The organism is Arthrobacter sp. MDT2-3, from assembly GCF_059090465.1.
Genome location: NZ_JBNHFS010000001.1, coordinates 1029148 through 1049979, shown reverse-complemented (window position 1 = coordinate 1049979; position 20832 = coordinate 1029148). Strand labels below are relative to the sequence as shown.

At 64.6% G+C, this 20832-nt stretch carries 19 protein-coding genes, 1 tRNA gene, 1 other RNA gene and 2 pseudogenes; 14 read left to right on the top strand and 9 right to left on the bottom strand.

What is annotated here, in order from left to right:
- Positions 1–16: 16 nt before the first annotated feature.
- Positions 17–1654 (top strand): stealth family protein, encoded by a 1638-nt coding sequence (locus AC5RUQ_RS04940; protein WP_493946255.1) that lies wholly within the window; start codon positions 17–19, stop codon positions 1652–1654.
- 60 nt (positions 1655–1714) lie between these two features.
- Here AC5RUQ_RS04940 and AC5RUQ_RS04935 read toward each other — a convergent pair whose 3' ends face one another.
- Both AC5RUQ_RS04935 and AC5RUQ_RS04930 read right to left on the bottom strand, forming a co-directional pair.
- On the bottom strand, positions 1715–2644 hold the full coding sequence (locus AC5RUQ_RS04935) for a phosphodiesterase (protein WP_493946254.1): 930 nt from the start codon (positions 2642–2644) through the stop codon (positions 1715–1717).
- A gap of 164 nt (positions 2645–2808) precedes the next feature.
- Positions 2809–3294 (bottom strand): glutathione peroxidase, encoded by a 486-nt coding sequence (locus AC5RUQ_RS04930; protein ID WP_493946253.1) that lies wholly within the window; start codon positions 3292–3294, stop codon positions 2809–2811.
- A gap of 261 nt (positions 3295–3555) precedes the next feature.
- Here AC5RUQ_RS04930 and AC5RUQ_RS04925 point away from each other — a divergent pair, with 261 nt between their 5' ends.
- Positions 3556–4215 (top strand): hypothetical protein, encoded by a 660-nt coding sequence (locus AC5RUQ_RS04925; RefSeq protein WP_493946408.1) that lies wholly within the window; start codon positions 3556–3558, stop codon positions 4213–4215.
- Positions 4216–4489: 274 nt separating this feature from the next.
- On the opposite strand, the pseudogene AC5RUQ_RS04920 reads toward AC5RUQ_RS04925, so the two are convergent.
- Positions 4490–4795 (bottom strand): annotated as a pseudogene (locus tag AC5RUQ_RS04920) (M23 family metallopeptidase); the annotation flags it as partial.
- Between the two features lie 1034 nt (positions 4796–5829).
- Here AC5RUQ_RS04920 and AC5RUQ_RS04915 point away from each other — a divergent pair.
- Positions 5830–6258, top strand: coding sequence for a hypothetical protein (locus AC5RUQ_RS04915; RefSeq protein ID WP_493946407.1), 429 nt, complete (start codon positions 5830–5832; stop codon positions 6256–6258).
- A 152-nt stretch (positions 6259–6410) separates the two neighbouring features.
- Here AC5RUQ_RS04915 and AC5RUQ_RS04910 read toward each other — a convergent pair.
- Positions 6411–6764 (bottom strand): annotated as a pseudogene (locus AC5RUQ_RS04910) (M23 family metallopeptidase); the annotation flags it as partial.
- Between the two features lie 524 nt (positions 6765–7288).
- Between AC5RUQ_RS04910 and AC5RUQ_RS04905 the strand changes: the two are divergent.
- A complete protein-coding gene (locus tag AC5RUQ_RS04905) occupies positions 7289–8209 on the top strand; it encodes an oxygenase MpaB family protein (protein ID WP_493946252.1) in 921 nt (306 codons plus the stop codon).
- A gap of 62 nt (positions 8210–8271) precedes the next feature.
- Here the strand turns inward: AC5RUQ_RS04905 and AC5RUQ_RS04900 are convergent.
- Positions 8272–8356: transfer RNA gene (locus AC5RUQ_RS04900), tRNA-Ser, on the bottom strand.
- Between the two features lie 327 nt (positions 8357–8683).
- Here AC5RUQ_RS04900 and AC5RUQ_RS04895 point away from each other — a divergent pair.
- The 5 genes from AC5RUQ_RS04895 to AC5RUQ_RS04875 all read left to right on the top strand — a co-directional run bounded on the left by AC5RUQ_RS04895 (position 8684) and on the right by AC5RUQ_RS04875 (position 13867).
- Positions 8684–9034, top strand: a complete 351-nt coding sequence (locus AC5RUQ_RS04895) for a hypothetical protein (protein WP_493946251.1) — start codon at positions 8684–8686, stop codon at positions 9032–9034.
- Positions 9035–9052: 18 nt separating this feature from the next.
- Positions 9053–9149: signal recognition particle sRNA small type (ffs, locus tag AC5RUQ_RS04890), an RNA gene on the top strand.
- Positions 9150–9200: 51 nt separating this feature from the next.
- Positions 9201–12593: a DNA polymerase III subunit gamma and tau gene (locus tag AC5RUQ_RS04885; RefSeq protein WP_493946250.1), complete on the top strand. Its 3393-nt coding sequence runs from the start codon at positions 9201–9203 to the stop codon at positions 12591–12593.
- A 37-nt stretch (positions 12594–12630) separates the two neighbouring features.
- Complete coding sequence (recR, locus tag AC5RUQ_RS04880; protein ID WP_493946249.1) at positions 12631–13230, top strand: recombination mediator RecR; 600 nt, start codon at positions 12631–12633, stop codon at positions 13228–13230.
- Between the two features lie 13 nt (positions 13231–13243).
- Positions 13244–13867 carry a GNAT family N-acetyltransferase gene (locus AC5RUQ_RS04875; RefSeq protein ID WP_493946248.1) on the top strand — a complete coding sequence of 208 codons (624 nt, stop codon included), beginning with the start codon at positions 13244–13246 and terminating at the stop codon, positions 13865–13867.
- A gap of 16 nt (positions 13868–13883) precedes the next feature.
- On the opposite strand, the gene AC5RUQ_RS04870 is transcribed toward AC5RUQ_RS04875, so the two are convergent.
- Positions 13884–15017: an ABC transporter permease gene (locus tag AC5RUQ_RS04870; RefSeq protein ID WP_493946247.1), complete on the bottom strand. Its 1134-nt coding sequence runs from the start codon at positions 15015–15017 to the stop codon at positions 13884–13886.
- On the bottom strand, positions 15014–15979 hold the full coding sequence (locus AC5RUQ_RS04865; protein ID WP_493946246.1) for an ABC transporter ATP-binding protein: 966 nt from the start codon (positions 15977–15979) through the stop codon (positions 15014–15016). The genes AC5RUQ_RS04870 and AC5RUQ_RS04865 overlap by 4 nt, the downstream gene beginning before the upstream one ends.
- Positions 15980–16222: 243 nt before the next feature.
- On the opposite strand from AC5RUQ_RS04865, the gene AC5RUQ_RS04860 reads away from it, so the two are divergent.
- Positions 16223–17581 carry an aspartate kinase gene (locus AC5RUQ_RS04860; protein WP_163166552.1) on the top strand — a complete coding sequence of 453 codons (1359 nt, stop codon included), beginning with the start codon at positions 16223–16225 and terminating at the stop codon, positions 17579–17581.
- Positions 17582–17691: 110 nt separating this feature from the next.
- Here AC5RUQ_RS04860 and AC5RUQ_RS04855 read toward each other — a convergent pair whose 3' ends face one another.
- Together AC5RUQ_RS04855 and AC5RUQ_RS04850 are read right to left on the bottom strand one after the other, a co-directional pair.
- A complete protein-coding gene (locus AC5RUQ_RS04855) occupies positions 17692–17883 on the bottom strand; it encodes a hypothetical protein (protein WP_305479902.1) in 192 nt (63 codons plus the stop codon).
- A 149-nt stretch (positions 17884–18032) separates the two neighbouring features.
- Positions 18033–18275 carry a hypothetical protein gene (locus tag AC5RUQ_RS04850; RefSeq protein WP_493946245.1) on the bottom strand — a complete coding sequence of 81 codons (243 nt, stop codon included), beginning with the start codon at positions 18273–18275 and terminating at the stop codon, positions 18033–18035.
- 80 nt (positions 18276–18355) lie between these two features.
- On the opposite strand from AC5RUQ_RS04850, the gene AC5RUQ_RS04845 reads away from it, so the two are divergent.
- From AC5RUQ_RS04845 to AC5RUQ_RS04830, 4 genes are read left to right on the top strand one after another with little or no spacing between them, the layout of a single operon-like run.
- Positions 18356–18859 (top strand): MarR family winged helix-turn-helix transcriptional regulator, encoded by a 504-nt coding sequence (locus AC5RUQ_RS04845; protein ID WP_493946244.1) that lies wholly within the window; start codon positions 18356–18358, stop codon positions 18857–18859.
- Between the two features lie 34 nt (positions 18860–18893).
- Entirely contained in the window at positions 18894–19571 is a 678-nt protein-coding gene (locus AC5RUQ_RS04840) for an SSI family serine proteinase inhibitor (protein WP_493946243.1), read from the top strand.
- Complete coding sequence (locus AC5RUQ_RS04835) at positions 19540–20481, top strand: 3-methyladenine DNA glycosylase (protein WP_493946242.1); 942 nt, start codon at positions 19540–19542, stop codon at positions 20479–20481. Before AC5RUQ_RS04840 ends, AC5RUQ_RS04835 begins: the two co-directional genes overlap by 32 nt.
- Positions 20478–20825, top strand: a complete 348-nt coding sequence (locus AC5RUQ_RS04830; RefSeq protein ID WP_493946241.1) for a serine protease inhibitor — start codon at positions 20478–20480, stop codon at positions 20823–20825. The genes AC5RUQ_RS04835 and AC5RUQ_RS04830 overlap by 4 nt, the downstream gene beginning before the upstream one ends.
- Positions 20826–20832: the final 7 nt, after the last annotated feature.

Here is a 20832-nt window from a genome sequence, read left to right as displayed (position 1 = left end):
CCCCCGCGCGGCTATCATGCAGGTAGAAACGCATACTATGACGAGCACGGAGACGACCATTACAGAAGCACCGGTACAGGACGAGGTCTACTACGGCGGCCAGGCATCCGTAGAGGAACAATTTCACGCGGAAATCACTTCAGCCGAGGCTGAACAGCGGCTTAACCCCCGACCTGACGTCATCAGGCACAAGGGACGCATTGCGCTGATCAACCACAACAGGACTCCCTACCAGGCAATGGTGGAGGACCTGTTGTTCGTACGCAATGTGCTGGCTAACGCGGACCTGGCGTACCTGCTGGTCAGGGGCAACAATGACCGGCCCGTCATCGCCCTGGACTGGAAAGACAGGAAGAAACTACGGGCCGCTCTGGTGGAGGCCTGCCGGGACGAGCCTTTCTATTCCATGACCGTGGATGCCAAGAAAAAAACCTCACTGCTGGTGGCGGACGGCGAGCTCTCCTACAATCGGCAGGCGCGCATCTTCCGCCTGTACCGCCCGCGGGTGGAACCGGCCGGCGGCTTCGAGTTCGGTGCTTCCGCAGGTGTACAGATCGAGCTTTGGTCCTTCAAGGCTGATGAGATCACACTGCCGATCGAGAATTCCCTCACGCGCAGGACCCTGCTCCGGCAGGACGCCGTCCGCGGCACCGTCGAGCGTTACGGCCACACTTGGCCGACCATCGAGAACATGTTCGCTGACCACGCCAGCGACATCAGCTTCGATATCGATCTGGTGTTCTCCTGGGTGGACGGCAGCTCCCCGGAGTACATTGCAGCGCGGCGGGCGCAGCAGAAAGATGTTGTCCTCGGCGAAGGCGACGACCACGAGGCCCGCTTCCGGCAGGTCAACGAACTCAAGTACGCGCTCAGGTCCGTGTACATGTTCGCTCCCTGGATCCGCCGTATCTTCATTGCCACAGATTCAGCGGCACCTGAATGGCTGGCTGAACATCCGTCGGTGACCATCGTGCGCAGTGAGGAGTTCTTCTCGGACCCCTCGGTGCTTCCCACGCACAACTCACAGGCGGTGGAGTGCCAGCTCCACAACATTGAGGGTCTCTCAGAGCACTTCCTGTACTCCAATGACGACATGTTCTTCGGCCGGCCGGTCAGTCCAGACCTGTTTTTCACGCCGGGCGGCATCACCAAATTCATCGAGGCGGAAACCCGGATTGGATTGGGCGAGAACGCTGCAGAGCGCAGCGGCTTCGAGAACGCGGCCCGCGTCAACCGCAAATTGCTGTGGAACCGGTTCGGGCGGATCACCACGCGGCACCTGGAGCACAGTGCCGCGCCGCTGCGGCGCAGCGTTGTGGCCAGGATGGAACGCGAGTTCCCGGAGGAATTCCGGAAGACGGCGGCGAGCCGGTTCCGGGCGGCGGACAACATTTCCGTCACCAACTCCTTTTACCACTACTACGCCCTGCTCACGGGCCGCGCGGTAACCCAGACGGCGGCGAAGGTCCGGTACGTGGACACCACCATGCGGGCCGGGCTCAACTACCTGCCCAAGCTGTTGTCCAAGCGCAACATGGACTTCTTCTGCCTGAATGACGGCAGCTTCCCTGAGGTGGAGGCGGACGAGCGCGCCGAACTGGTGACCGATTTCCTGGAGAAGTACTTCCCCATCAAGGCGCCCTGGGAAAAGTAGGACGCCCGAACCAAGGTCCGTGCCGGCGGCACGGACCTTGCAGCGCTTTGGGGGCGCGCCCTAACGGCCTGTGGGCAGGCCCGCCCTGGCGCTGCTCCGCTGCTTGCTGGTTTCAGGAATACGGACTCCGGCGGCCTCCAGCCGGCGGGCTGTCTCGTCGGGCGGAACGTACTCACCCACCGTCGTGGACCTGCCCAAGGGAACCACCGAATGTACGATCGTGTGCTCGTACACATGGACGAGGTTGAATGACTGTCCATTGTCCTGTCCCCTGGTGCCGCCAACAGGAACATTGAGGTCCTGGGTGTAACAGCTGGCGGAGGCGACGGAGACGGGAACCCCCGCAAAGCTCGCCGTCGTGGAATAGTGCAGGTGGCCTGCCAGGATGGTCCGGACGTCCGAGTTGCGGACTACCGCGGCGAGGGATGCCTGGTCCCGCAGCTCAACCAGGACCGAGAGGTCGAGGACGGATGGGACGGGCGGGTGGTGCAGCGCAAGGATGGTGCCGTCCGGAGCCGGTGTCTCCAGCTCGAGCGCCAGCCAGTCCAGCTGGGAGTCGCTAAGTTCGCCGTGGTGGAAACCCGGCACCGACGTGTCCAGGGTGATGACGCGCAGCCCATTAACAAAATAGCTGTGGTCCACGGGAGCGTCACTCCCGGGCTGGTCCAGCAGGCCCTTCCGGAAGTTCGCCCGGTTGTCGTGGTTTCCCATCGCCCAGATAACTTCTGCATCCAGCTCCTGGCACGCCGGCTCCACGATGGCCCGGAGCTTCACGTAGGCTTCCGGATCGCCCTTGTCTGCAAGGTCACCGGTGAAAATCACAGCTTCGGGCCGCGCCCCCGACGCCTTTACCTCTTCAAAGAGTTGGATGAGCCGCGCTTCGCTGTCAACGACGCCGTAAAGGGGATCCGGCCCTCCCATCAAGTGGGGATCGCTCAGGTGGAGTAGGAAGTGGCGTGGCCGGGGGTGTTCGGCCTCGATGTGCTCCATTGCTGCCTCTGTGGTCGGTGGGAAACGGCGTTTCCCTTGTACCCTTCAGTAAGGTTTATCCAATCAGACATTTGGCTAACTTTGGGTAAATCGCCGTAGCTGATGTGGAAAAAGGTAGAAGAACTGCGCTTTTGCGCTGCCACGTTCGGTCAAAGCGGCCTTTTTCAGCCGAGGGCTTCCTCGACGGCGTCAATAACCTCCGCCGAATCGGGCTCCACTGTCGGCGCAAAGCGGTTCACCACTTCGCCCTCCCGGCTGACGAGGAACTTCTCAAAGTTCCACTTCACCAATCCGGGCAGCAGTCCGCTCTTGAACTTGGTGAGCTCCCCGTAAAGCGGGTGTCGGTCCCTGCCGCGGACGTCCGCCTTGGCGGTCAGCGGGAACGTCACTCCGAAGTTCCGCTGGCAAAACTCGGCAATTTCGCTGTCACTGCCGGGCTCCTGCCCGGCGAACTGGTTGCATGGGACGCCGAGGATCTCAAACCCGCGGTCCCGGAACTTTTCATAAAGTGCTTCCAGGCCCGCGTACTGGGACGTGAACCCGCAGTTGGAGGCAACGTTCACCACCATCACCACTTTGCCCTTGAATCTGCCGAAATCAGTGGCGGTACCGTCGTTGAGGGTCAGTGGAATCGGGTACAAGGGGGTCACAGGCTGCGTCCTCGGAAAGTTGTCCATGCGTGGAATTCGTTGCCAGCAGACCACTGTACTGGTCCGGGCTGGGACTTCCTGGTGCAACTCCCGTTGGGGTTTACGGTTCCGGTGTCGCGGACGGGCTGGTCGGCGGCGCAGGTTCGGTCGGCGCAGGCTGAATCGGTGCAGGTTGGATCGGTGCCGGCGCCTGGCTTGGTGCCGGGGCAGGCTGGATCGGGGGCTGCGTGATCGGCGCAGTAGGAGGCGGAGCGGGCGCAGGTGGTGGTGCAGGTGGTGGTGGCGGCGGTGGTGCCGGCGCAGCCGGTGGCGGAGGTGCCGGGGCAGGTGCAGGTGCCGGAGGTGCCGGGGCAGGCGGTGCCGGCGGTGGCGCAGGTGCAGGTGCCGGCGCAGGCGATGGCGGTGGAGGCGGTGGCGCAGGTGCAGGTGCCGGCGCAGGCGATGGCGGTGGAGGCGGTGGCGCCGGGGCAGGCGGTGCCGGCGCAGGTGCAGGTGGTGGCGGTGGAGTCGGCGCGGGTTGGATCGGGGAAGGCGCGGGCTCGCTCGGAGTCGGCGACGGCGTTCCCGGACCAGAAGGCTCACTCGGCGACGGCGTCGGCGAACCCGGACCAGCCGGATCACTCGGCGACGGCGTCGGCGAACCAGGACCAGAAGGCTCACTCGGCGACGGCGACGGCGAACCAGGACCAGAAGGCTCACTCGGCGACGGCGAACCCGGACCAACCGGCTCACTCGGCGACGGCGACGGCGAACCCGGACCAACCGGCTCACTCGGCGACGGCGACGGCGAACCCGGACCAACCGGCTCACTCGGCGACGGCGACGGCGAACCTGGACCAACCGGCCCACTCGGCGACGGCGACGCCGTCCCCGAACCAGAAGGCTCACTCGGCGATAGTGTTCCGGAGTCGGCGGGCCTAATCGGTGACAGCGGGGATGCTGGCCAAGAAGGTGGGGCGGCAACCGTCGTCGGCGAACTTACCCAGCGAGGAGCCTGGGGAGGTTCATTGCCCTGCCCCACGGGGATGGTCCACGTTACCGGCCCAGGTGACGGAGCACCGATGCCCGGCAGGTACGTCCGCAGGTCAGCCGGTCCGGCGCCGACGGATCGAACTGGTATCAGGCGCCACTTCAGGGGACTGATGTGGTGCCCGTTGAGGATCGTCTCGAAGTGCAGGTGGCATCCCGTCGACCACCCGGTCGAGCCTACCCGCGCAATGGCCTGGCCAACGTTGATGGAGTCTCCGCTGCGGACGGCAATGGACTCAAGGTGGTTGTAGGTGCTGATGAGTCCGTTGCCGTGATCTATCTCTACCCGGTTACCGCCGCCCCAAGGATGCCAACCGGCAGCGCGTACCACTCCTGAATCAGCGGCGTAAACCTGTGTGCCGCAGGGAGCAGCATAGTCCTGGCCGAGATGGAAATCCCCCGCTGCGCCGGACAGTGGGCTTACGCGGAATCCGAAGGGTGAAGAGGGATACAGCAGTTTGAGGGGCGCCATAAGGTAACCGGCCGGCGGCCTCCCAAGCCAGGTAAGCTCGACCGCCAGTGGGGACGGAGTGCTCTCGCTGGAGCTGCTTACCAGCGGACGCGGGAAAGTAATCTCCACGTCTGGAGCGGTCAGGATGTTTGCAGTCACGGGGCTGGCTACAAGGCCGTCCGACGGCGGCACTACCACGTCGGCACTGCCGTGTACCACTGTTCCAGTTCCGGTACTGGTTCCGGTGCTGGGACCGGCGCTGGAACCGGTACTCGATCCCGCGGGAATCCCCACGGCACCCATTGCTGCGACGGGACGGACGACAGAGGCAGTAGCAGTCCCAGATTCGGGGGTGCTCGCGGAAAGGTTTAAAGCGCAGACCGAAATGGCGAGTACCCCGGTGGCCGCCACAGCACGGGCGGCGGGCAGGCATACCCCTCGGGGGTTTTGGGCGTCCTTCCCCGAAACCGCGTGAGTGCCCATAAGACTGACTCCAGGACGTGACGACCGCCCCTGTCTTGACGGTACCTCCCATGTGAACATACATGTCGGGTCCCTGTGAACCCCGTAACGGGACAATGCGGTTTTTTTGTGGATGCCCGCCGTCTTGTTTCCGCCCGTAGGCTGCCCAAGCCTGCACGTGGACAGCCCGCTTTGTGCTTGTGATCAGCCCCGGACCCGGGCTCTGGACGAAAAGTCCCTTCCTCCCGGCGTGAGGTGTGTCGGTGCCCGGGCTACGACGTTCGCCATTGTGGTGTCAAAGGAGTTGGTTTTCAGGCATTTTTGGGGGCCGTCATGCAGGGTCTGCCGGATCGCGTACAAGGTTTTCACACGCTGTGCCCTCAGTAAGTTGTCCGCTGCCCGGATCCGTTGCTGATACATCAGCGGGCAGGTTTGGTGTTTCCGGAGTCGGGTCTGCCGGACAGCTATCCGACGCCGGGGATGCGGCCCCTAGGGGCGACGGCGTTGGCACCGTCGCAGTGTCGGTCGGATCCGTGAGGTCAATGGGGTTCGACGTCGGGGATGGTGCAACCGGGGCAGGGGACGGTGATTGCATGAGTTCGATCGGCGCCGCGGTGGCTTCCGCCGGTGTCGGGGTCGGGACCGGCGTGACTTCAACCGGTGCCGGCGTCGGCGTGGGTGTAGGTGTCGGCGTCACTTCAACCGGCACCGGCGTCGGCGTGGGTGTAGGTGGCGGTGTCGGCGTCACTTCAACCGGCGCCGGCGTCGGCGTGGGTGTAGGTGGCGTCGGCGTGACTTCAGCCGGTGTCGGCGTGGGTGTAGGTGGCGGCGTCGGCGTGGGCGTCGGCGTGACTTCAGCCGGTGTCGACGACGTCGGCGGCTGGGTCGGTAGCGATGTCGGGGACGACACACTGGGCGGCACCGCCGGTTGGGTGCCTGCAGCACCAATCGCCGCGGCAGGCCTCAGCAAAAGCGGGGAAGCCGGTTTTGCAGGCGTTCCGGCCCGGACTTCACTTTCATGAGGGTCGTCGTGATCGTGGCTCAACGGCAGGGCCCAACTGATTGTCCCCTGGGAGGGAGAGCCAAACCCGGGCAGGTAACTCCGCATTTCACCGGATCCGCTGCCAGCCAAAGGCCGGGCGGGCATGAGAGCCCACTTCATCGGACTTGTGTGGCGGCCATCGAGGATCGTTTCAAAGTGCAGGTGGCATCCCGTCGACCAACCGGTGCTGCCCACCCGGCCGAGGATTTGGCCGGCGTTGATCTCGTCACCCGTACGGACAGCGATGGCCTCGAGGTGGTTGTACGTTGTGATTAGCCCGTTGCCGTGATCGATTTCCACTCTGTTGCCGCCGCCCCAAGGGTGCCAGCCTGCAGCACGCACCAGCCCTGAGTCCGCCGCGTAAACGCCTGTTCCACAAGGGGCGGCGTAGTCCTGCCCCAGATGGAAGTCGCCGGCCGCCCCGGACAAGGGGCTCACCCGGAAACCGAAGGGCGAGCTGGCATTGAGCAGAGTCAGTGGCGCCATCAGGAATCCGGCCGGCGGCCTGCCGAAGCCTGTCGTCCCGACTGTCAGCGGCGGGGAGTTCTCCCCGCGGTAACCGCCAATTGCCGCATGGGGAAAGGTGACACGTGCCCCTGGATTCGTAGAGGCCGCTGCCTGCAGCATTCCGGCGCCAACCCTGTCCGAAGCCAGCGCCTCCGAGCCTCCGTTGCTTGACGTGGTTGTCTCCGTACCAAATCCAGCAGCCGTGGCTCTCGAGGCCTCCCGCTCCCCTGCGCTGCCGGAAAGGTTCAGGGACCAGATGGATAAAGCAACAGCACCAGTGGCAGTCAGGGCGCGCAGGACAGAAACATGTGGACGGCGCACGTCCGTTCGCTTACCCGAAGTGTGACGATTCCCCAAAGTGTGTCTCCATAACATAGTGACCCGGCACGGGACCAAAGGGCCGGTAGCCTGTGAACCTCGTCCTATCGTGCCTGTAACTACTTGAGAAAACCTTGCGGAACGGCCCAACTGCCCCGCCAGGCGCCCTTGGGTGACAATGATATATGCGGAGTTTCCTTCGGAAATGGCAGGACGAACTTAAGAAAACCTTTACGGGCAGGGCTGATGAGGTGCCCGACTGGGTGCCGAAGCTGGCAGAGGGCGACGATCCCGGGTACCACCTTCCCGGTTCGGCAGTCTGGGCGGTGCACGGTTCCATGTCGCCCATCGTGGCCGGAATACGCACACTGTTAATGCAGGCCCTCCATCCCGGGGCACTTGCCGGTGTCCACGAACATTCAAGCTTCCGCGAGGATCCATTGATCAGGTTGGCTAACACCATCCGCTGGATTTTCACTGTGACATATGGGTCCACTGACGCTGCCGAAAACGCCTCGCGCAGGGTGCGCCGGCTGCATGAAGCGGTCCAGGGCAGTTACAGCGACAACCTCGGGGCGCAACGCGACTACAGCGCCAACGATCCTGAGTTGGCCAGCTGGATCCACTTGGCATTCACGGACGCGTTCCTCACCGCCCATAAAATCTGGGGCGGCTCCATTCCGGGAGGACCCGACGCCTATGTCCGCGAGTGGGCCCAGGCGGGCCGCCTAATGGGGGTGGAAGATCCACCGCTTACCGAGGCAGACATGCACAGGCAACTGGACCGCTGGTACGAAAGCGGTGAGCTTCGCGTTGACGGCCGGGTGGCAGAGACAGTGGAATTCATCCGGAACCCGCCGCTAAGCCGGATGCTCCAACCGGGCTACCGGATCCTGTTTGCCGGTGCGGTGTACAGCTTGGAGCCACGATACCGTCAGATGCTCGGCCTGGCTGTTCCGCGGCTGGGTCCGGTCGCGCTGCCGGTGAGGCTCGCAACAAAGGCGGTTCTCGCCGTCGTACGCCTGGCTTTGGGACCCAGGGGGCCCAGCGAATTGGCCGCCCGGGAGCGCCTTCACCGCCTGGGCGTGCCGGCCGCGGACGCGTAATACGCTATGCCGATAACGAAAGAACCCGGCCCCAGCAGTGCCGGGGCCGGGTTCCTAACCGGCGGAGAATGGGGGATTTGAACCCCCGAGGGCGTTAACCCAACACGCGTTCCAGGCGTGCGCCATAGGCCGCTAGGCGAATTCTCCAACTGCTTCTGAATCAAAAGCAGATACTAGAGTACCTGATGTTTTCCGCTTCGCCCAATTGAGGCTCCGACGCCGGTTTTGACGGCTTTCCACCCTCTCGGGCGGGCGGGTTCGAACGCGGGCTTAAACCAGAAATGGACGCCCCCAATGCGCCCATTCCACCGGAACACCGTTGAGCTGCCGGGTCCGGCTCCGTTCAGCCAGGCCTCGCAGCTCACAATCTTGAGATTGCCCCAATCGGTGTACATATCCATGATCGCGGCTGGTGATTGGATAAGCAATGAATTTTGCGTTTGGCCGCTGGCTGGTTGGGGCACGATGGGAGCCATGACAGAGCTGCATACGCTGGTGGTTTACGTCCCGGCCACTCATACGCCACGAGTGTTGAAGGCCATCGGCGACGCCGGAGCGGGCCGGATCGGTAACTACTCCCACTGTTCCTTTGTGACCTCGGGCACCGGCCGGTTCACTCCGCAGGCGGGTGCCGCTCCTTACGTCGGAGGTGTGGGCACTCCGGAGGAAGTGCCTGAGGACCGGATTGAATGCGTGGTTGAAGGGCCGCTGCTCAAGGCTGTGGTCGCTGCCTTGCGTGCCGTACACCCCTATGAGGAACCCGCGCTGATGAGCTGGAAGGTTGAGGGCTGGAGGCTCCTGGACCCCGATTCGAGTCGGGCCTGAAGTTCGGGTAAAGTATCTGACGGCCCCTCATGTGGCGTCATCCTGTTGAACTCCCCCAGGACCGGAAGGTAGCAAGGGTAAATGGGCTCTGGCGGGTGCATGGGGGGTCTTTACTATTCCCCCACAGGGCGGCAGACTGTCTGCCCGGATTGGTAGGGTTTTCTCTGTGACAGTTACTACCGCCCTCTACCGCAGATACCGTCCAGACTCCTTCGCTGACGTTATCGGGCAGGAACATGTCACCGAACCGCTGATGACCGCTCTGCGGAAAAACCGGGTCAACCACGCTTACCTTTTTTCCGGTCCCAGGGGTTGCGGTAAGACCACGTCGGCGCGCATTCTGGCACGCTGCCTGAACTGCGCCCAAGGGCCCACCGATACCCCCTGCGGCACGTGCCCCAGCTGCGTTGAGCTTGCCCGCGGCGGCTCCGGGTCACTCGACGTCATCGAGATCGACGCCGCCAGCCACGGCGGCGTGGACGACGCACGGGACCTCCGCGAGAGGGCGACGTATGCCCCCGTTCGTGACCGCTACAAGATCTTCATCATTGACGAAGCCCACATGGTCACGTCCGCCGGTTTCAACGCCCTGCTGAAGATCGTTGAAGAACCCCCGGAACACATCAAGTTCATCTTCGCCACCACGGAGCCGGACAAGGTCATCGGCACCATCCGCTCCCGGACGCACCATTACCCCTTCCGTCTGGTGCCGCCGGAGCCGCTCATGGCCTACCTCGAACTTCTTTGCAACCAGGAGAACGTTCCGGTTGCGCCCGGTGTCCTGTCGCTGGTGATCCGTGCCGGCGGCGGCTCTGTCCGTGATTCCCTGTCCGTCCTGGACCAGCTGATGGCAGGTGCAGGGGCCAACGGCCTGGACTACGAACTTGCCGTGGCGCTGCTCGGCTACACCCACGCTTCGTTGCTGGACGATGTTGTCGAGGCGGTGGCTGCCTCGGACGCCGCGACCGTTTTCCGCGCCGTGGACAGGGTCATCCAAACCGGCCACGACCCGCGCCGCTTCGTCGAGGACCTCCTGGAGCGCTTCCGCGACCTCATCATCGTCCAGGCGATGCCCGAAAGCGCCCAGACCATTCTTCGCGGAATGCCTGCTGACCAGATTGCCCGCCTGAAAAACCAGGCGCACAACCTGGGCGCCGCCGAGTTGTCCCGCGCGGCCGATGTCACCAACACCGCGTTGACCGAAATGACCGGCGCCACCTCCCCGCGGCTGCATCTGGAACTGCTTTGTGCCCGGATCCTCCTGCCCAGTTCCGAGCAGAACGAGCGCGGCATGGCCGCGCGAATAGACCGTGTGGAGCGGCGGCTCAACTATGCAGGGAACGACGTCGGGGCTCCCGCCACCGCAGCCCCCGCCCCGCCCCGCCATCCTGCACCGGCCGGCCAAACCTCCGCCGCCCCGGCGGCCCCGGAACCGGTGATGTCCGGACCTTCACGCCCCGTACCCCCGGCCACCACTCAATCCACCACCGCCCAGCCCGCCAGCCACGAGCCCGCGGGGGCCGCAGCCGCTCCCGAGCCGGCACCTGTCTCCTCCCCGGCCCCTGCCGCAACGTCCAAGCCGGTGGAGCCGGTGGACCCGGTGGACCCGGACCATCGTGCCCAGTTGACCGCTCCCCGGGTAAGCACCAGCGACTGGCCAGTCGAGCCCGCCGCAGACTCCCGGACTGCCCGCATCGAGTCCCGTCCCGCCGTGGCACACAGGGCAGCCGCAGAAGGCCCTGCCAGCGGGACGCCGACTGCCGACAACGGGCAGGGTCCGGCTCCGGCTGCCCAGGCCGCCCCTGCAGCTGGCCGGCCCGAAACGGCCCCTGCCGGATCTGTTTCCGCCGCTTCCCCTGCAGCCATGGGCGACGTGGAAGTGCTGCGTCGGGCATGGCCGGATGTCCTGCAGACGCTTTCCAAGATCAAGCGCAGCACCTGGGCACTTGTTGAACCAAACGCTCAAGTCACTGCGTTTGACGGCCACACGCTCACGCTTTCATTCACCACGACCGGACTCGCCGGCGCTTTTGGCCGGGCAGACCATTCGGAGAACCTTCGGCAGGCGATCCATAAAACTGTGGGCATTGACTGCCAGATCAATGCGGTGGCCGGCGGAAGCGCTGGCCGGGCGAGCTCTGAGCCAAACCCAAAAGCACCCGCTAGCCGGCCAGCACCGGCAACTGGTCCGGCGACTTCAGCTGATGTTGCCTGGGGACTGGCGCCTGCACCCGGGTCGGCGACGACGGATGCACCGGCGCCCTCTGCTCCGGCAAGTGCTGGCCAGGGGCAGATACCCGGCCCAACAGCGCCAGAAACCGAAGGCCCGGCCGGGAGCATCGGCTCGATTGGCGCCGGGCTCCAGGCAGGAGAAAACCGTCAGCCTGCACCAGGGAGCAGCCCTTCCCAGGTTCGGCGCGCACCCACCGCCGGCACTTCCCAGGCTGAGCCGTTGGCGGTCCCTTCAGCAACCCCCTCAGCTAAAGCTGACTCTTACAGTGGCAGCGTTGAAGACTACTCCTACTCGGATGACGACTGGGGCCCGCCCCGGGATGAAGACGTGCCACCGCTGGAAGAAGAGCCTCCCATGGAATGGGACCCTTCCGCGCGCTCCGATGTCCGCTCCGCTCCGGCCGCCGCCCCGGGTGGCATCTCCGCCGCAACCGGCTTACGCCAGCAGGGCACACATGCTGGTACGGAACCCCGCACCGAAACCGCAACTGCCAAAACTCCAACGGCCCAAGCCCCGGCCACAGACGCCTCCGATCCCTGGGCGCGTGCGATTGAGCAGGCACCGGGCGTGTGGGTTGTGGGGGAAGCCAGCAACGTGGGCAGGAACACCACTTCCGGGTTGCGCGAAAAGGAAGCAGTTGCGGCGCCGTCAGCCACGCGGTACGAGCCGGCTACCGCCCAGATTCCGCCTTCCATCCCCGTTTCCAATGCGGTGGCTTCCGTGGACGCCGAGTGGGGTTTGGCGCCAACTGCGACCCCGCCCACGAAGGCGAGTACGAGGGCGACAATTGCGGAACCGGCTACCCGGAGCCCCGTTCCCTCGGGTGCCGTTCCCTCGGGTGCGGTTCCCTCAGTCACCGCTCCCTCCGGCACTGCCCCTTCGGGCGCGGTGTCCGCAGCTAACGTCCCCGCGAGTTCCGTTCCAGTTCCGGCCCGGGAATACGCCATGGCTTCAGCCGCGGCCGCACCTGCCCACGCTGCCCCTGCGGCTTCCCCTGCTCCGGCCGCTGCCCCCGCGGCTGCCCCTGCTCCGACCACTGCCCCCGCAGCTTCCCCGGTTCCCGCCGATTTACCTGCTGCGGCCGGTAGCCGGCAAAGCCTGTATCAGCGCCTGTCCAACAGCCCGGAGGCCGAGGCGGGCCGGGCAAAAGCCCCTGCCCGGGCCGTTCCCGCGGCGGCAACCTACGTGCAGGACATCCCCAGCGCCGACGATGAGACCATTGAGGAATCCGGGGTCTTCGGCCGTGCGGCGGTGGAACGTATCCTCGGCGGGAAGCTGATCGAAGAGCGTTCCCTCGACGGAAGTCCCGTTTCACCCCGCTACTGATCCAACCACTGTCCGCCCCTAGCTAAAGAGGAAAAACGTGTACGAAGGTGCTGTCCAAGAGCTGATTGACGAGCTCGGACGCCTTCCCGGCGTGGGCCCAAAATCCGCACAGCGGCTGGCGTTCCATATCCTTGAAGCAGACCCCCAGGACATGAAGCGGCTGGTGGACGCCATCACTTCCGTCAAGGAACGGGTCAAGTTCTGCACCGTCTGCGGCAACGTCACCGAGCAGGAACAATGCAATATCTGCCGTGACCCCCGACGCGATCCGGCTGTGATCTGCGTAGTGGAGGAATCAAAAGACGTCCTCGCCGTGGAACGCACCCGTTCGTTCCGGGGCAGGTACCACGTTCTGGGCGGAGCCATTAATCCGATCGCCGGCATCGGCCCGGAGCAGTTGCGGATCCGGGAGCTCCTTACCCGGCTGAACGACGGCGCCATCCAGGAAGTGATTATTGCGACGGATCCGAACCTTGAGGGAGAAGCTACAGCCACCTACCTGGCCCGCATGCTGAAGACGATCGGGATTACCGTGACCAGGCTGGCCTCCGGGCTGCCGGTGGGCGGCGACCTCGAATACGCGGACGAGGTTACGCTGGGGCGTGCTTTCGAGGGCCGCCGCAACGCCCTGACCTGAGGATTTGGCCCACATGCTCCCGGGAGAGCCAAGGCCGCTGGTAACCCAGCGGCTCGTCCTGCGCCTGATCGATGGTTCGGACGAGGCCGCCATCCACACGTACCGGAGCGACCCTTCGGTCACCCAATACCTCTCGCACAATCCCCTTACCTCCGAGGCAAACAGGGAAAGACTGACACAGCTCCTGGCCCTGGGCGCGGCCTCCAACGGCACCTGGTTCAACTACGGCTGGGCAATTACCCTGCGGGAATCAGGAAAAGTAATTGGTGACGCGCGTACGTGGAACAGCACAGCCTTGGCCGCGACGGGTGTGCTCGCCCCCGGCAAACATCCTGCCGGGGAGGCAGCGTTGGCCTATGTCCTCAATACCGATTACCACAAACAGGGTTACGGCCGTGAGGCTGCGGCGGTGCTGGTCGAGTGGCTCTTCACGCACTGCGGAATCAGTACCGCCGTCGCGGCAGTCCACGAACCAAACAGTCCCTCCATCCGGCTCCTCCAAAGCCTTGGATTCCGGCGGGACCCCTTTCTCCCGGCAGACCAGGAAACGGCCGGCAAAGGCTTCCCCCTGCTGATGTTCAGGCTGGACAACCCGCAGCACTCATCCCCCAGCCCAGGCCGGGCCTGTCCAGAGTAGCTCAGCCAAGATTGGCTTAAGCGATACGCGTGCCCCGGGCCAGCCGGTGCGCAGGCGTACGGAGCGAACGCCAGCCAAGCCACATGAGCAACGCGGCAATCACGAGCTGCAGGCCCAGTCCCAGCGGCCACATTGGTGTGGACTGTGCCAGGTACCGAGGCTTGACCTCCCCATTGGCGCACGGATACGTGCCCTCAGGACCGGCAAGCGCGGAGCGGGCTCCCTGGCTGATACCTTCTATCGCCCCCACTGAGGAGAAGCTGCGCTCCTGCGAGCGGTCTTTGTACGGTATGGCGTCTGCCACCACCACGTAGGGATTCATGGCCAGCAACCACGCCACCCGTTCGCTCCGCATAACCATCTGCTCCTGCAACGGCCCTGAGCAGGTGTACTCCGGTTCCACCGGCCCGCTATTTAGCGGCTCGTACGCGCGGTGCTGGGCCTGGTTCGCCAGGACCGTGCCCTGGGTAAGCCCCGCGCCCAGCCCAAAGGCAATCAGCGTGCCAACCGCCAGCCCGGCCACTGCCAGGTACGTGACCACGATGGAGAACAGCGGCCTGCCTGCGAGCGCCGAGATGCCCACACCGATGGCACACACAACCCCCACCTCAACAGCGAGCATGAGCAACGCCACCAGCACATGGCCGGGAGTCATTCCGCCCAGCGCCACTCCGATCACCAGGAAGGGGGTGCTGGCCACCAGAAACGCGAGTGCTGCCGCCCATGCTGCGAAAAACTTGCCCCACAAAATCTGGCCGGGCTGCAGCAGTGTCACCTGGAGGATGGCCAGTGTGCCCCCTGCGCGGTCACCATTCACGGCGTTGGCGGAGAGCGCCGGAGCAACGAGCAACGCAAACAACAGGACAAAGGCCAGGACCACCTCGAAAATCATGGACCCGGGCCCCGACTCGGGCGGCGGGACATAACCGGGGATTTCGCGCTGTGCGGCTTGGGAGGCGTTCCAGCTGGCCCACGTCAGCCAGGTCACGAGCCCGGTGAGGACAAACCAGATGGCCAGCATGATGTACCAGCCCCGGGACCGCAGCCGCTGCTTGAGCTCCAGGACCACCACGTCCCTGACACCGGGCAGGTAGCCGCCCGTGGTTCGGTGGCTGGCCGTATGTTGCCGGTCTTCTGTCGCGTGGCTCATTGCCGTTCCCCCTCAAGGCTCATGTAAGTCTCTTCAAGGGCCCCTGAAGCGGGGGCGAAGGAACTTACCCCGACGCCGGCCAGCACCAGGTCGCGCAGCAGCCGTTCGGCGTCGTCGTCGGTTGCCAGCATCAAACTCACGGACGGACGCCGCCCGTCTTCGCGGCGGAACGCCAGCCCCAGTTCGGTGAGCCTGGCAGCAAGTGCGGCGATATCAGAGGCGGTGACTGCGTAACGGCGCCCGGCTGCGGCAGCCTCTTCGATGGTTTGACGCCGGACCGTACGGCCCTTGTTCACGAAAACCGCGCCATCGGCAATTTCGTCCAGTTCGCTCAGCACGTGGGAGGAGACCACCACGGCTTTGCCCTCTGCCGCGAGTTGCCGGAGCATGATTCGGAGCTCCACACGGGAACCCGGATCCAGCCCCGATGCGGGCTCATCGAGGAGCAGGACGGAGGGGTCATGGATCAGTGCCCGGGCAAGGCTGAGACGCTGCTGCTGCCCACGGGACAGCACCCGCGCCGGCTGGTCCGCAAGGTCGTCCAGCCGCACCCGTTCGAGCATCTCCGCGACCCTCTTCCCGATGCCTTGGGCCGGGAGCCGGTAGAAGCGGGCCATCTGGGTGAGAATTTCCCGCGCCGTCAGGGACTCCCATACGCCCAGGGTGTCCGGCATCCACCCCAATCGCCTGCGCACTTCCGCCCGGTCCCGGCGCGGATCGAGTCCGTCCACGCTGATGCTGCCGGCATCCGGTGCCAGCAACGACGCCAGCATCAGCAGCAGCGTTGTTTTCCCCGCCCCGTTCGGGCCGATCAGGGCGGTCACCTTCCCGGCCGGCGCATGGAAGTCCATGTGTTCGACGGCGCGCACCGCGCCGAAGCTGCGGCTCACAGCCCGTGCCGTTATGCCGTCGTCCGGTTCCGGCCCGTCCGCAGCCTCCGGTAATTCAGAAATCATTGCCATGTATTGCGCACCTGTCCCCCACAGTCTTCTTATGCATTTTGACAGTCTGAGCGTACGCCTGCGGGGCTCCCCGGCCGGTCCTTCCCCGGGCTGAGATTCGGTCACAATTCAACGCCCGGCCTTGCACGGCGATAAACTGGAACCAGAAGTCGCGCCAACGATGGCGCTAGTTCCCAGCGTCAGGGCCAGCACAGCGTTACGGCTGTCTGGCCGGACTCCAATTGATCCAATGAAGGTACGCGCATGAGTACGCCCACTACCGAAGTGCACAACGCAACGCAGCCACAGGAGCTGCCCGTCGGCCGTGCCGTCACCAAACAGCTCATCGTGCAGAAGTTCGGTGGTTCCTCCGTGGCGGACGCAGACGGCATTAAGCGCGTGGCCAAGCGCGTGGTGGACGCCCAGGTGGCGGGCAATGAGGTGGTTGTTGTGGTCTCGGCGATGGGTGACACCACCGATGAACTCCTGGATCTCGCAGGCCAGGTAACGGACTCTGCCCCGGCCCGCGAGATGGACATGCTGCTCTCTGCCGGTGAGCGCATCTCGATGGCGCTCCTGGCCATGGCAATCAACAAACTGGGCGCCTCCGCCCAATCCTTCACGGGCTCCCAGGCCGGTATGATTACGGACGGCATCCACGGCAAAGCCAGGATCATCGACGTCGATCCCCACCGTATCCGCACTGCACTGGATAAGGGCAATATCGCCATCGTGGCCGGTTTCCAAGGCATGAGCCGGGCCACCAACGAGATCACCACCCTTGGCCGGGGCGGTTCGGACACCACGGCCGTAGCGCTGGCAGCAGCCCTCGAAGCCGACGTCTGCGAGATCTACACGGACGTGGACGGCATCTACACCGCCGATCCGCGCGTTGTCCCCTCAGCCCAGAAGATCGACACGATCTCCAGCGAGGAGATGCTGGAGCTCGCAGCCTCCGGCGCCAAGATCCTGCACCTTCGCTGCGTGGAGTACGCGCGCAGGTTCGGTGTGCCGCTGCACGTCCGCTCGTCATTCAGCCAGCACGAAGGCACCTGGGTCATTCCCAGCGCCGAAGACAAGATCACCACACAAGAGGGAGTTGCCTTGGAGCAGCCAATCATCTCCGGCGTCGCACACGACCGTTCCGAAGCCAAGGTCACCGTTGTTGGCGTTCCGGACATCCCCGGCAAGGCGGCCGCCATCTTCCAGGTCATCGCCGATGCCCATTCGAACATCGACATGATCGTGCAGAACGTTTCCACGCATGGCACCGGCCGGACGGATATCTCCTTCACACTGCCCATCGTGGAAGGTGCCGACGCCCTGACGGCCCTCCACGCAGCCCAGGACCAGATCGGCTTCGAAAGCATCGAGTACAACGAGCAGATCGGCAAGCTCTCCCTGATCGGCGCCGGCATGCGTTCCCACCCCGGGGTCTCCGCCACGTTCTTCAAGGCACTCTCGGATGCCGGGATCAACATCAACATGATCTCCACGTCAGAAATCCGCATCTCGGTTGTTACCCATGCGGACCTCCTGGATGAGGCCGTACGCGTCATCCACCGGGCCTTTGAATTGGACAGCGACAACGAAGCCACCGTCTACGGAGGCACCGGCCGCTGACCGGCGGTTCCGAAAACATAAAAATGCACTGGCCGGGGATTTCTTCCGTGACCAGTGCATTTTGTGTTTTCCGGGGGTGACCACGGCATTGCTTCCCGGCAAGGCCGGCGTCAGGCCTCCTTCTCGAGGTCTTCGCGGCGTACGGCGTAGTGGTGGCCGGAGGTATCGGTCTCCACCACAAAGTGTGTGAGTTCCTCCTCCGAAGCCTGCTCGAACTCGTCATGCTTGTGCACCACCGGGAGGCTGGAGTCCAGGCGGGTGGCCGGCCCAAAGAAGAAGCGGAGCTTGTCGGTCGCGTTCATGAACCCGCTGAGTACATGCGGCACTGTTTTCCACCCCCTTTCTGCATTCAGGGGAACGAAGAGCCAATCCCAAATACGGCAGCTGCTCCTCGCGGAGTCAGTGCCCTTATTTTACGCCCGGGCGCCTCAAAAGGCTCCGGGTTCCAATCTCAGCGGAGGGACTTGTCGCCGGGGTTCCTGGGCACCACATAGGTGCTGCCGTCCGGCCGGGTGACCGTTTCCCATTGCTGGGTTTCAGCCTCGCGCTGGGCCAGGAGCCTGCGGTTTTCCTCTGTCATGTCGTGCATGAGGGAAGACCGGTTTGCAGGACCGAAGATGGCACGCAGCTTGCCGGTTGCCCGCATGAAGCGCTGCGAGGCGTTTTCCTTGCCCTCTGAGCTGGCCTTACCCATGAACTGGCTCCTTCCAGTGATCCCTTTTTCTTATCCACAGTGTACGCTAATAATTAGCCCACTAACAATTGGAGGCCCCGATGACCACTGCATCCAGCACTTCCACCCCAGCGAGGACTGCAACCGCCGGCGTAGACGTCCCGGAGGACAACGATCTGCTGCTTGAGCACCAGCTCTGCTTTGCCCTGACCGTCGCGTCACGCAGCGTGGTGGGTGCGTACAAACCCGTGCTTGAGAAGCTGAACCTCACCCACCCGCAATACCTGGTTATGCTGTGCCTCTGGGAATCCAGCCCGCGCACCGTCCGCAACATCAGCGATGCCTTGGCACAGGAACCGGCCACCATCTCGCCCTTGCTGCGGCGGCTTGAAGCGTCAGGGCTCATTTCACGACGGCGGGTGGACGGCAACGAGCGCGCCCTCGCCGTCGGTCTCACTCCCGAAGGAGCGTCCCTTCGACAGGAGGCCCTCAATGTACCCGGAACCATGATGGAACGCCTGGGCCTGACCCGAAACCAGGTCAGTGAACTGCACGCGTCCATGATGGGACTCATTGCAGCCACCTCCCAAGGCCGGCACTCTTAGCCAGCCCTCAGGACCGCGGCAGTAGAATGGCATCATGACGGACTTGCCACAGCGCCGGCTCAATATGCATTCACGGGACACAGTGCATGTGATGCGCCCAGCGGGTTGTCCCCGCCCGAGGCGTCCTAAAGCCACCATGCACTTCCGCATCGCGGCGCTGTTGTTCGTGGCGGTACTGCTGCCCGCCTGCACCCCGGACGGGGGTGGGGGAAGTCCTACCGGTGACGCCTCAGCCTCGCCCTCGGCCTCCGTTTCCTCGACGGAATCGCCAGGTTCGCCTGCCCCTTCGGGCAGCGCCGACCCTGAGGCTGAGACTTCCGTGCCCGCGCCGGCCCCCGAGCCTGCTGCGCCGTCATCAGGCCCCGGGCAGGGCAACGCCGAACTGGCCATCGCCTTCAAGCCGTCCGCCGGCGAGTCCGAGGTCCACTACACCCTGGTCTGCGTCGACGGTAGGCCTGACGCAGAAAGCAACCATCCCGCTGCTGACGCTGCCTGCTCCGCCCTGAAGGAAAACGCGGCGCTGCTGAGCCCCTCTCCGAAACGGGCTGACCAGGTCTGCACGGAGCAGTACGGCGGGCCGCAGGAAGCTACCGTTACCGGCGTAGTGGACGGGATTTCTGTTGATGCTGCCTTTACCCGCACCAACGGTTGCGAAATCAGCGCCTGGGATGCTGCGAAGGATGTACTTGGTGCTACTGGTGGAGCGGCTTAACGTCCTGGCGGCCGACGAGTGGCGGGCCAGGGAAGAAGCCCACCAGCAGCGGGTTAGCCGCTACGCGGACCCGTACCTTGCCCGCCGGTCAGCCGGAGAAAAGCATCCGGTGGAGGATTTCCTCTTTACCTACTACACCCAGAAACCGGGCCAGCTCCGCCGCTGGCACCCGGGCGCCGGCGTCGTTCTTCTGGGCCGGGAAGCAGCGGACCGCCGCGGGTGGAAACACTATCGGACGCTCGACGACGGCGAACTTGCCTTCCTCGGGCTGCCGCCGGGAAGCCCCGCGGTCACCATGGACCGGGACGCGTTTCTCGCCGACCGCAAGGATGCCGTCGCCTTCGCCGCGATCATCCTGCGCGGCACTGCCGCCCGCCCTGCGCAGTTTGGCTGCTTCGGGCTCCATGAATGGGCAATGGTCTACCACCAGGACCGGTTCGACCTGCGCCACGAGTATCTGCAGCTGCGCCTCGGGTCGGCCGGGACGGACAAGGTGGTGGAGGACAACCGGATCCGCTGCAGCCACTTTGATGCCTTCCGTTTCTACACCCCTGACGCGATTCCGCTGAACGAACTGGCACCCAGCCGGGAAACCCAGCGGCACCTTGAACAGCCTGGCTGCCTGCACGCCAACATGGACCTGTATAAATGGGCGTACAAGCTGCTGCCCGCCCTGCCCAGTGAGCTGGTGATGGACTGCTTTGAGCTGTCGTGGCGGATCCGGGCCATGGACATGCAGGCTTCCCCCTACGACCTGGTGGAGTGGGGCTACCCCGCCATCCCCATCGAAACCCCGCAGGGCAAGGCTGCCTATGTGGAGCACCAGCGGTCCTTTGCAGCCGAGGCAGCAGGACTCCGGGAAAAGCTGGCCCTGGAACTGGCCGCCTTGTCCGGGGGCGGACAGCCGTGATCGACCTGACCATCCGGCTGCGGGAAAGCCCCGACGCCGGCGAGCACGAATTCCACTTGGTGGCCGACGGCGGGCGTCCTTCCACTGAAAGCACAGTGCCGGACCCTGAGGCTGCGCTGGCCGCGGTGGAACGCTACGGCGAGGATATCTTCTTTCCCAAACCGGGCCCTCCGAAGCTGTGCACGCAGCAATATGGTGGACCGCAGGTCGCCGTGGTGACAGGGACGTTCCACGGCCGCTCAGTTGAAGCGGTCTTCACGCGGACGGACGGATGCGAAATCTCGCGCTGGAAGACAATGGCTTCTTTGCTGGGTAACGTCAGTGGAGCTTCCGGCGCCATCTAAGGCAACG

Excerpts from the sequence above, each read along its gene's own strand:
- AC5RUQ_RS04940 (WP_493946255.1), top strand. The coding sequence starts at position 17 with ATGCAGGTAGAAACGCATACTATGACGAGCACGGAGACGACCATTACA.
- AC5RUQ_RS04935 (WP_493946254.1), bottom strand. The coding sequence starts at position 2,644 with ATGGAGCACATCGAGGCCGAACACCCCCGGCCACGCCACTTCCTACTC.
- AC5RUQ_RS04915 (WP_493946407.1), top strand. The coding sequence starts at position 5,830 with ATGAGTTCGATCGGCGCCGCGGTGGCTTCCGCCGGTGTCGGGGTCGGG.
- AC5RUQ_RS04905 (WP_493946252.1), top strand. The coding sequence starts at position 7,289 with ATGCGGAGTTTCCTTCGGAAATGGCAGGACGAACTTAAGAAAACCTTT.
- AC5RUQ_RS04895 (WP_493946251.1), top strand. The coding sequence starts at position 8,684 with ATGACAGAGCTGCATACGCTGGTGGTTTACGTCCCGGCCACTCATACG.
- AC5RUQ_RS04875 (WP_493946248.1), top strand. The coding sequence starts at position 13,244 with ATGCTCCCGGGAGAGCCAAGGCCGCTGGTAACCCAGCGGCTCGTCCTG.
- AC5RUQ_RS04870 (WP_493946247.1), bottom strand. The coding sequence starts at position 15,017 with ATGAGCCACGCGACAGAAGACCGGCAACATACGGCCAGCCACCGAACC.
- AC5RUQ_RS04865 (WP_493946246.1), bottom strand. The coding sequence starts at position 15,979 with ATGGCAATGATTTCTGAATTACCGGAGGCTGCGGACGGGCCGGAACCG.
- AC5RUQ_RS04860 (WP_163166552.1), top strand. The coding sequence starts at position 16,223 with ATGAGTACGCCCACTACCGAAGTGCACAACGCAACGCAGCCACAGGAG.
- AC5RUQ_RS04855 (WP_305479902.1), bottom strand. The coding sequence starts at position 17,883 with ATGAACGCGACCGACAAGCTCCGCTTCTTCTTTGGGCCGGCCACCCGC.
- AC5RUQ_RS04850 (WP_493946245.1), bottom strand. The coding sequence starts at position 18,275 with ATGGGTAAGGCCAGCTCAGAGGGCAAGGAAAACGCCTCGCAGCGCTTC.
- AC5RUQ_RS04845 (WP_493946244.1), top strand. The coding sequence starts at position 18,356 with ATGACCACTGCATCCAGCACTTCCACCCCAGCGAGGACTGCAACCGCC.
- AC5RUQ_RS04840 (WP_493946243.1), top strand. The coding sequence starts at position 18,894 with ATGACGGACTTGCCACAGCGCCGGCTCAATATGCATTCACGGGACACA.
- AC5RUQ_RS04835 (WP_493946242.1), top strand. The coding sequence starts at position 19,540 with ATGTACTTGGTGCTACTGGTGGAGCGGCTTAACGTCCTGGCGGCCGAC.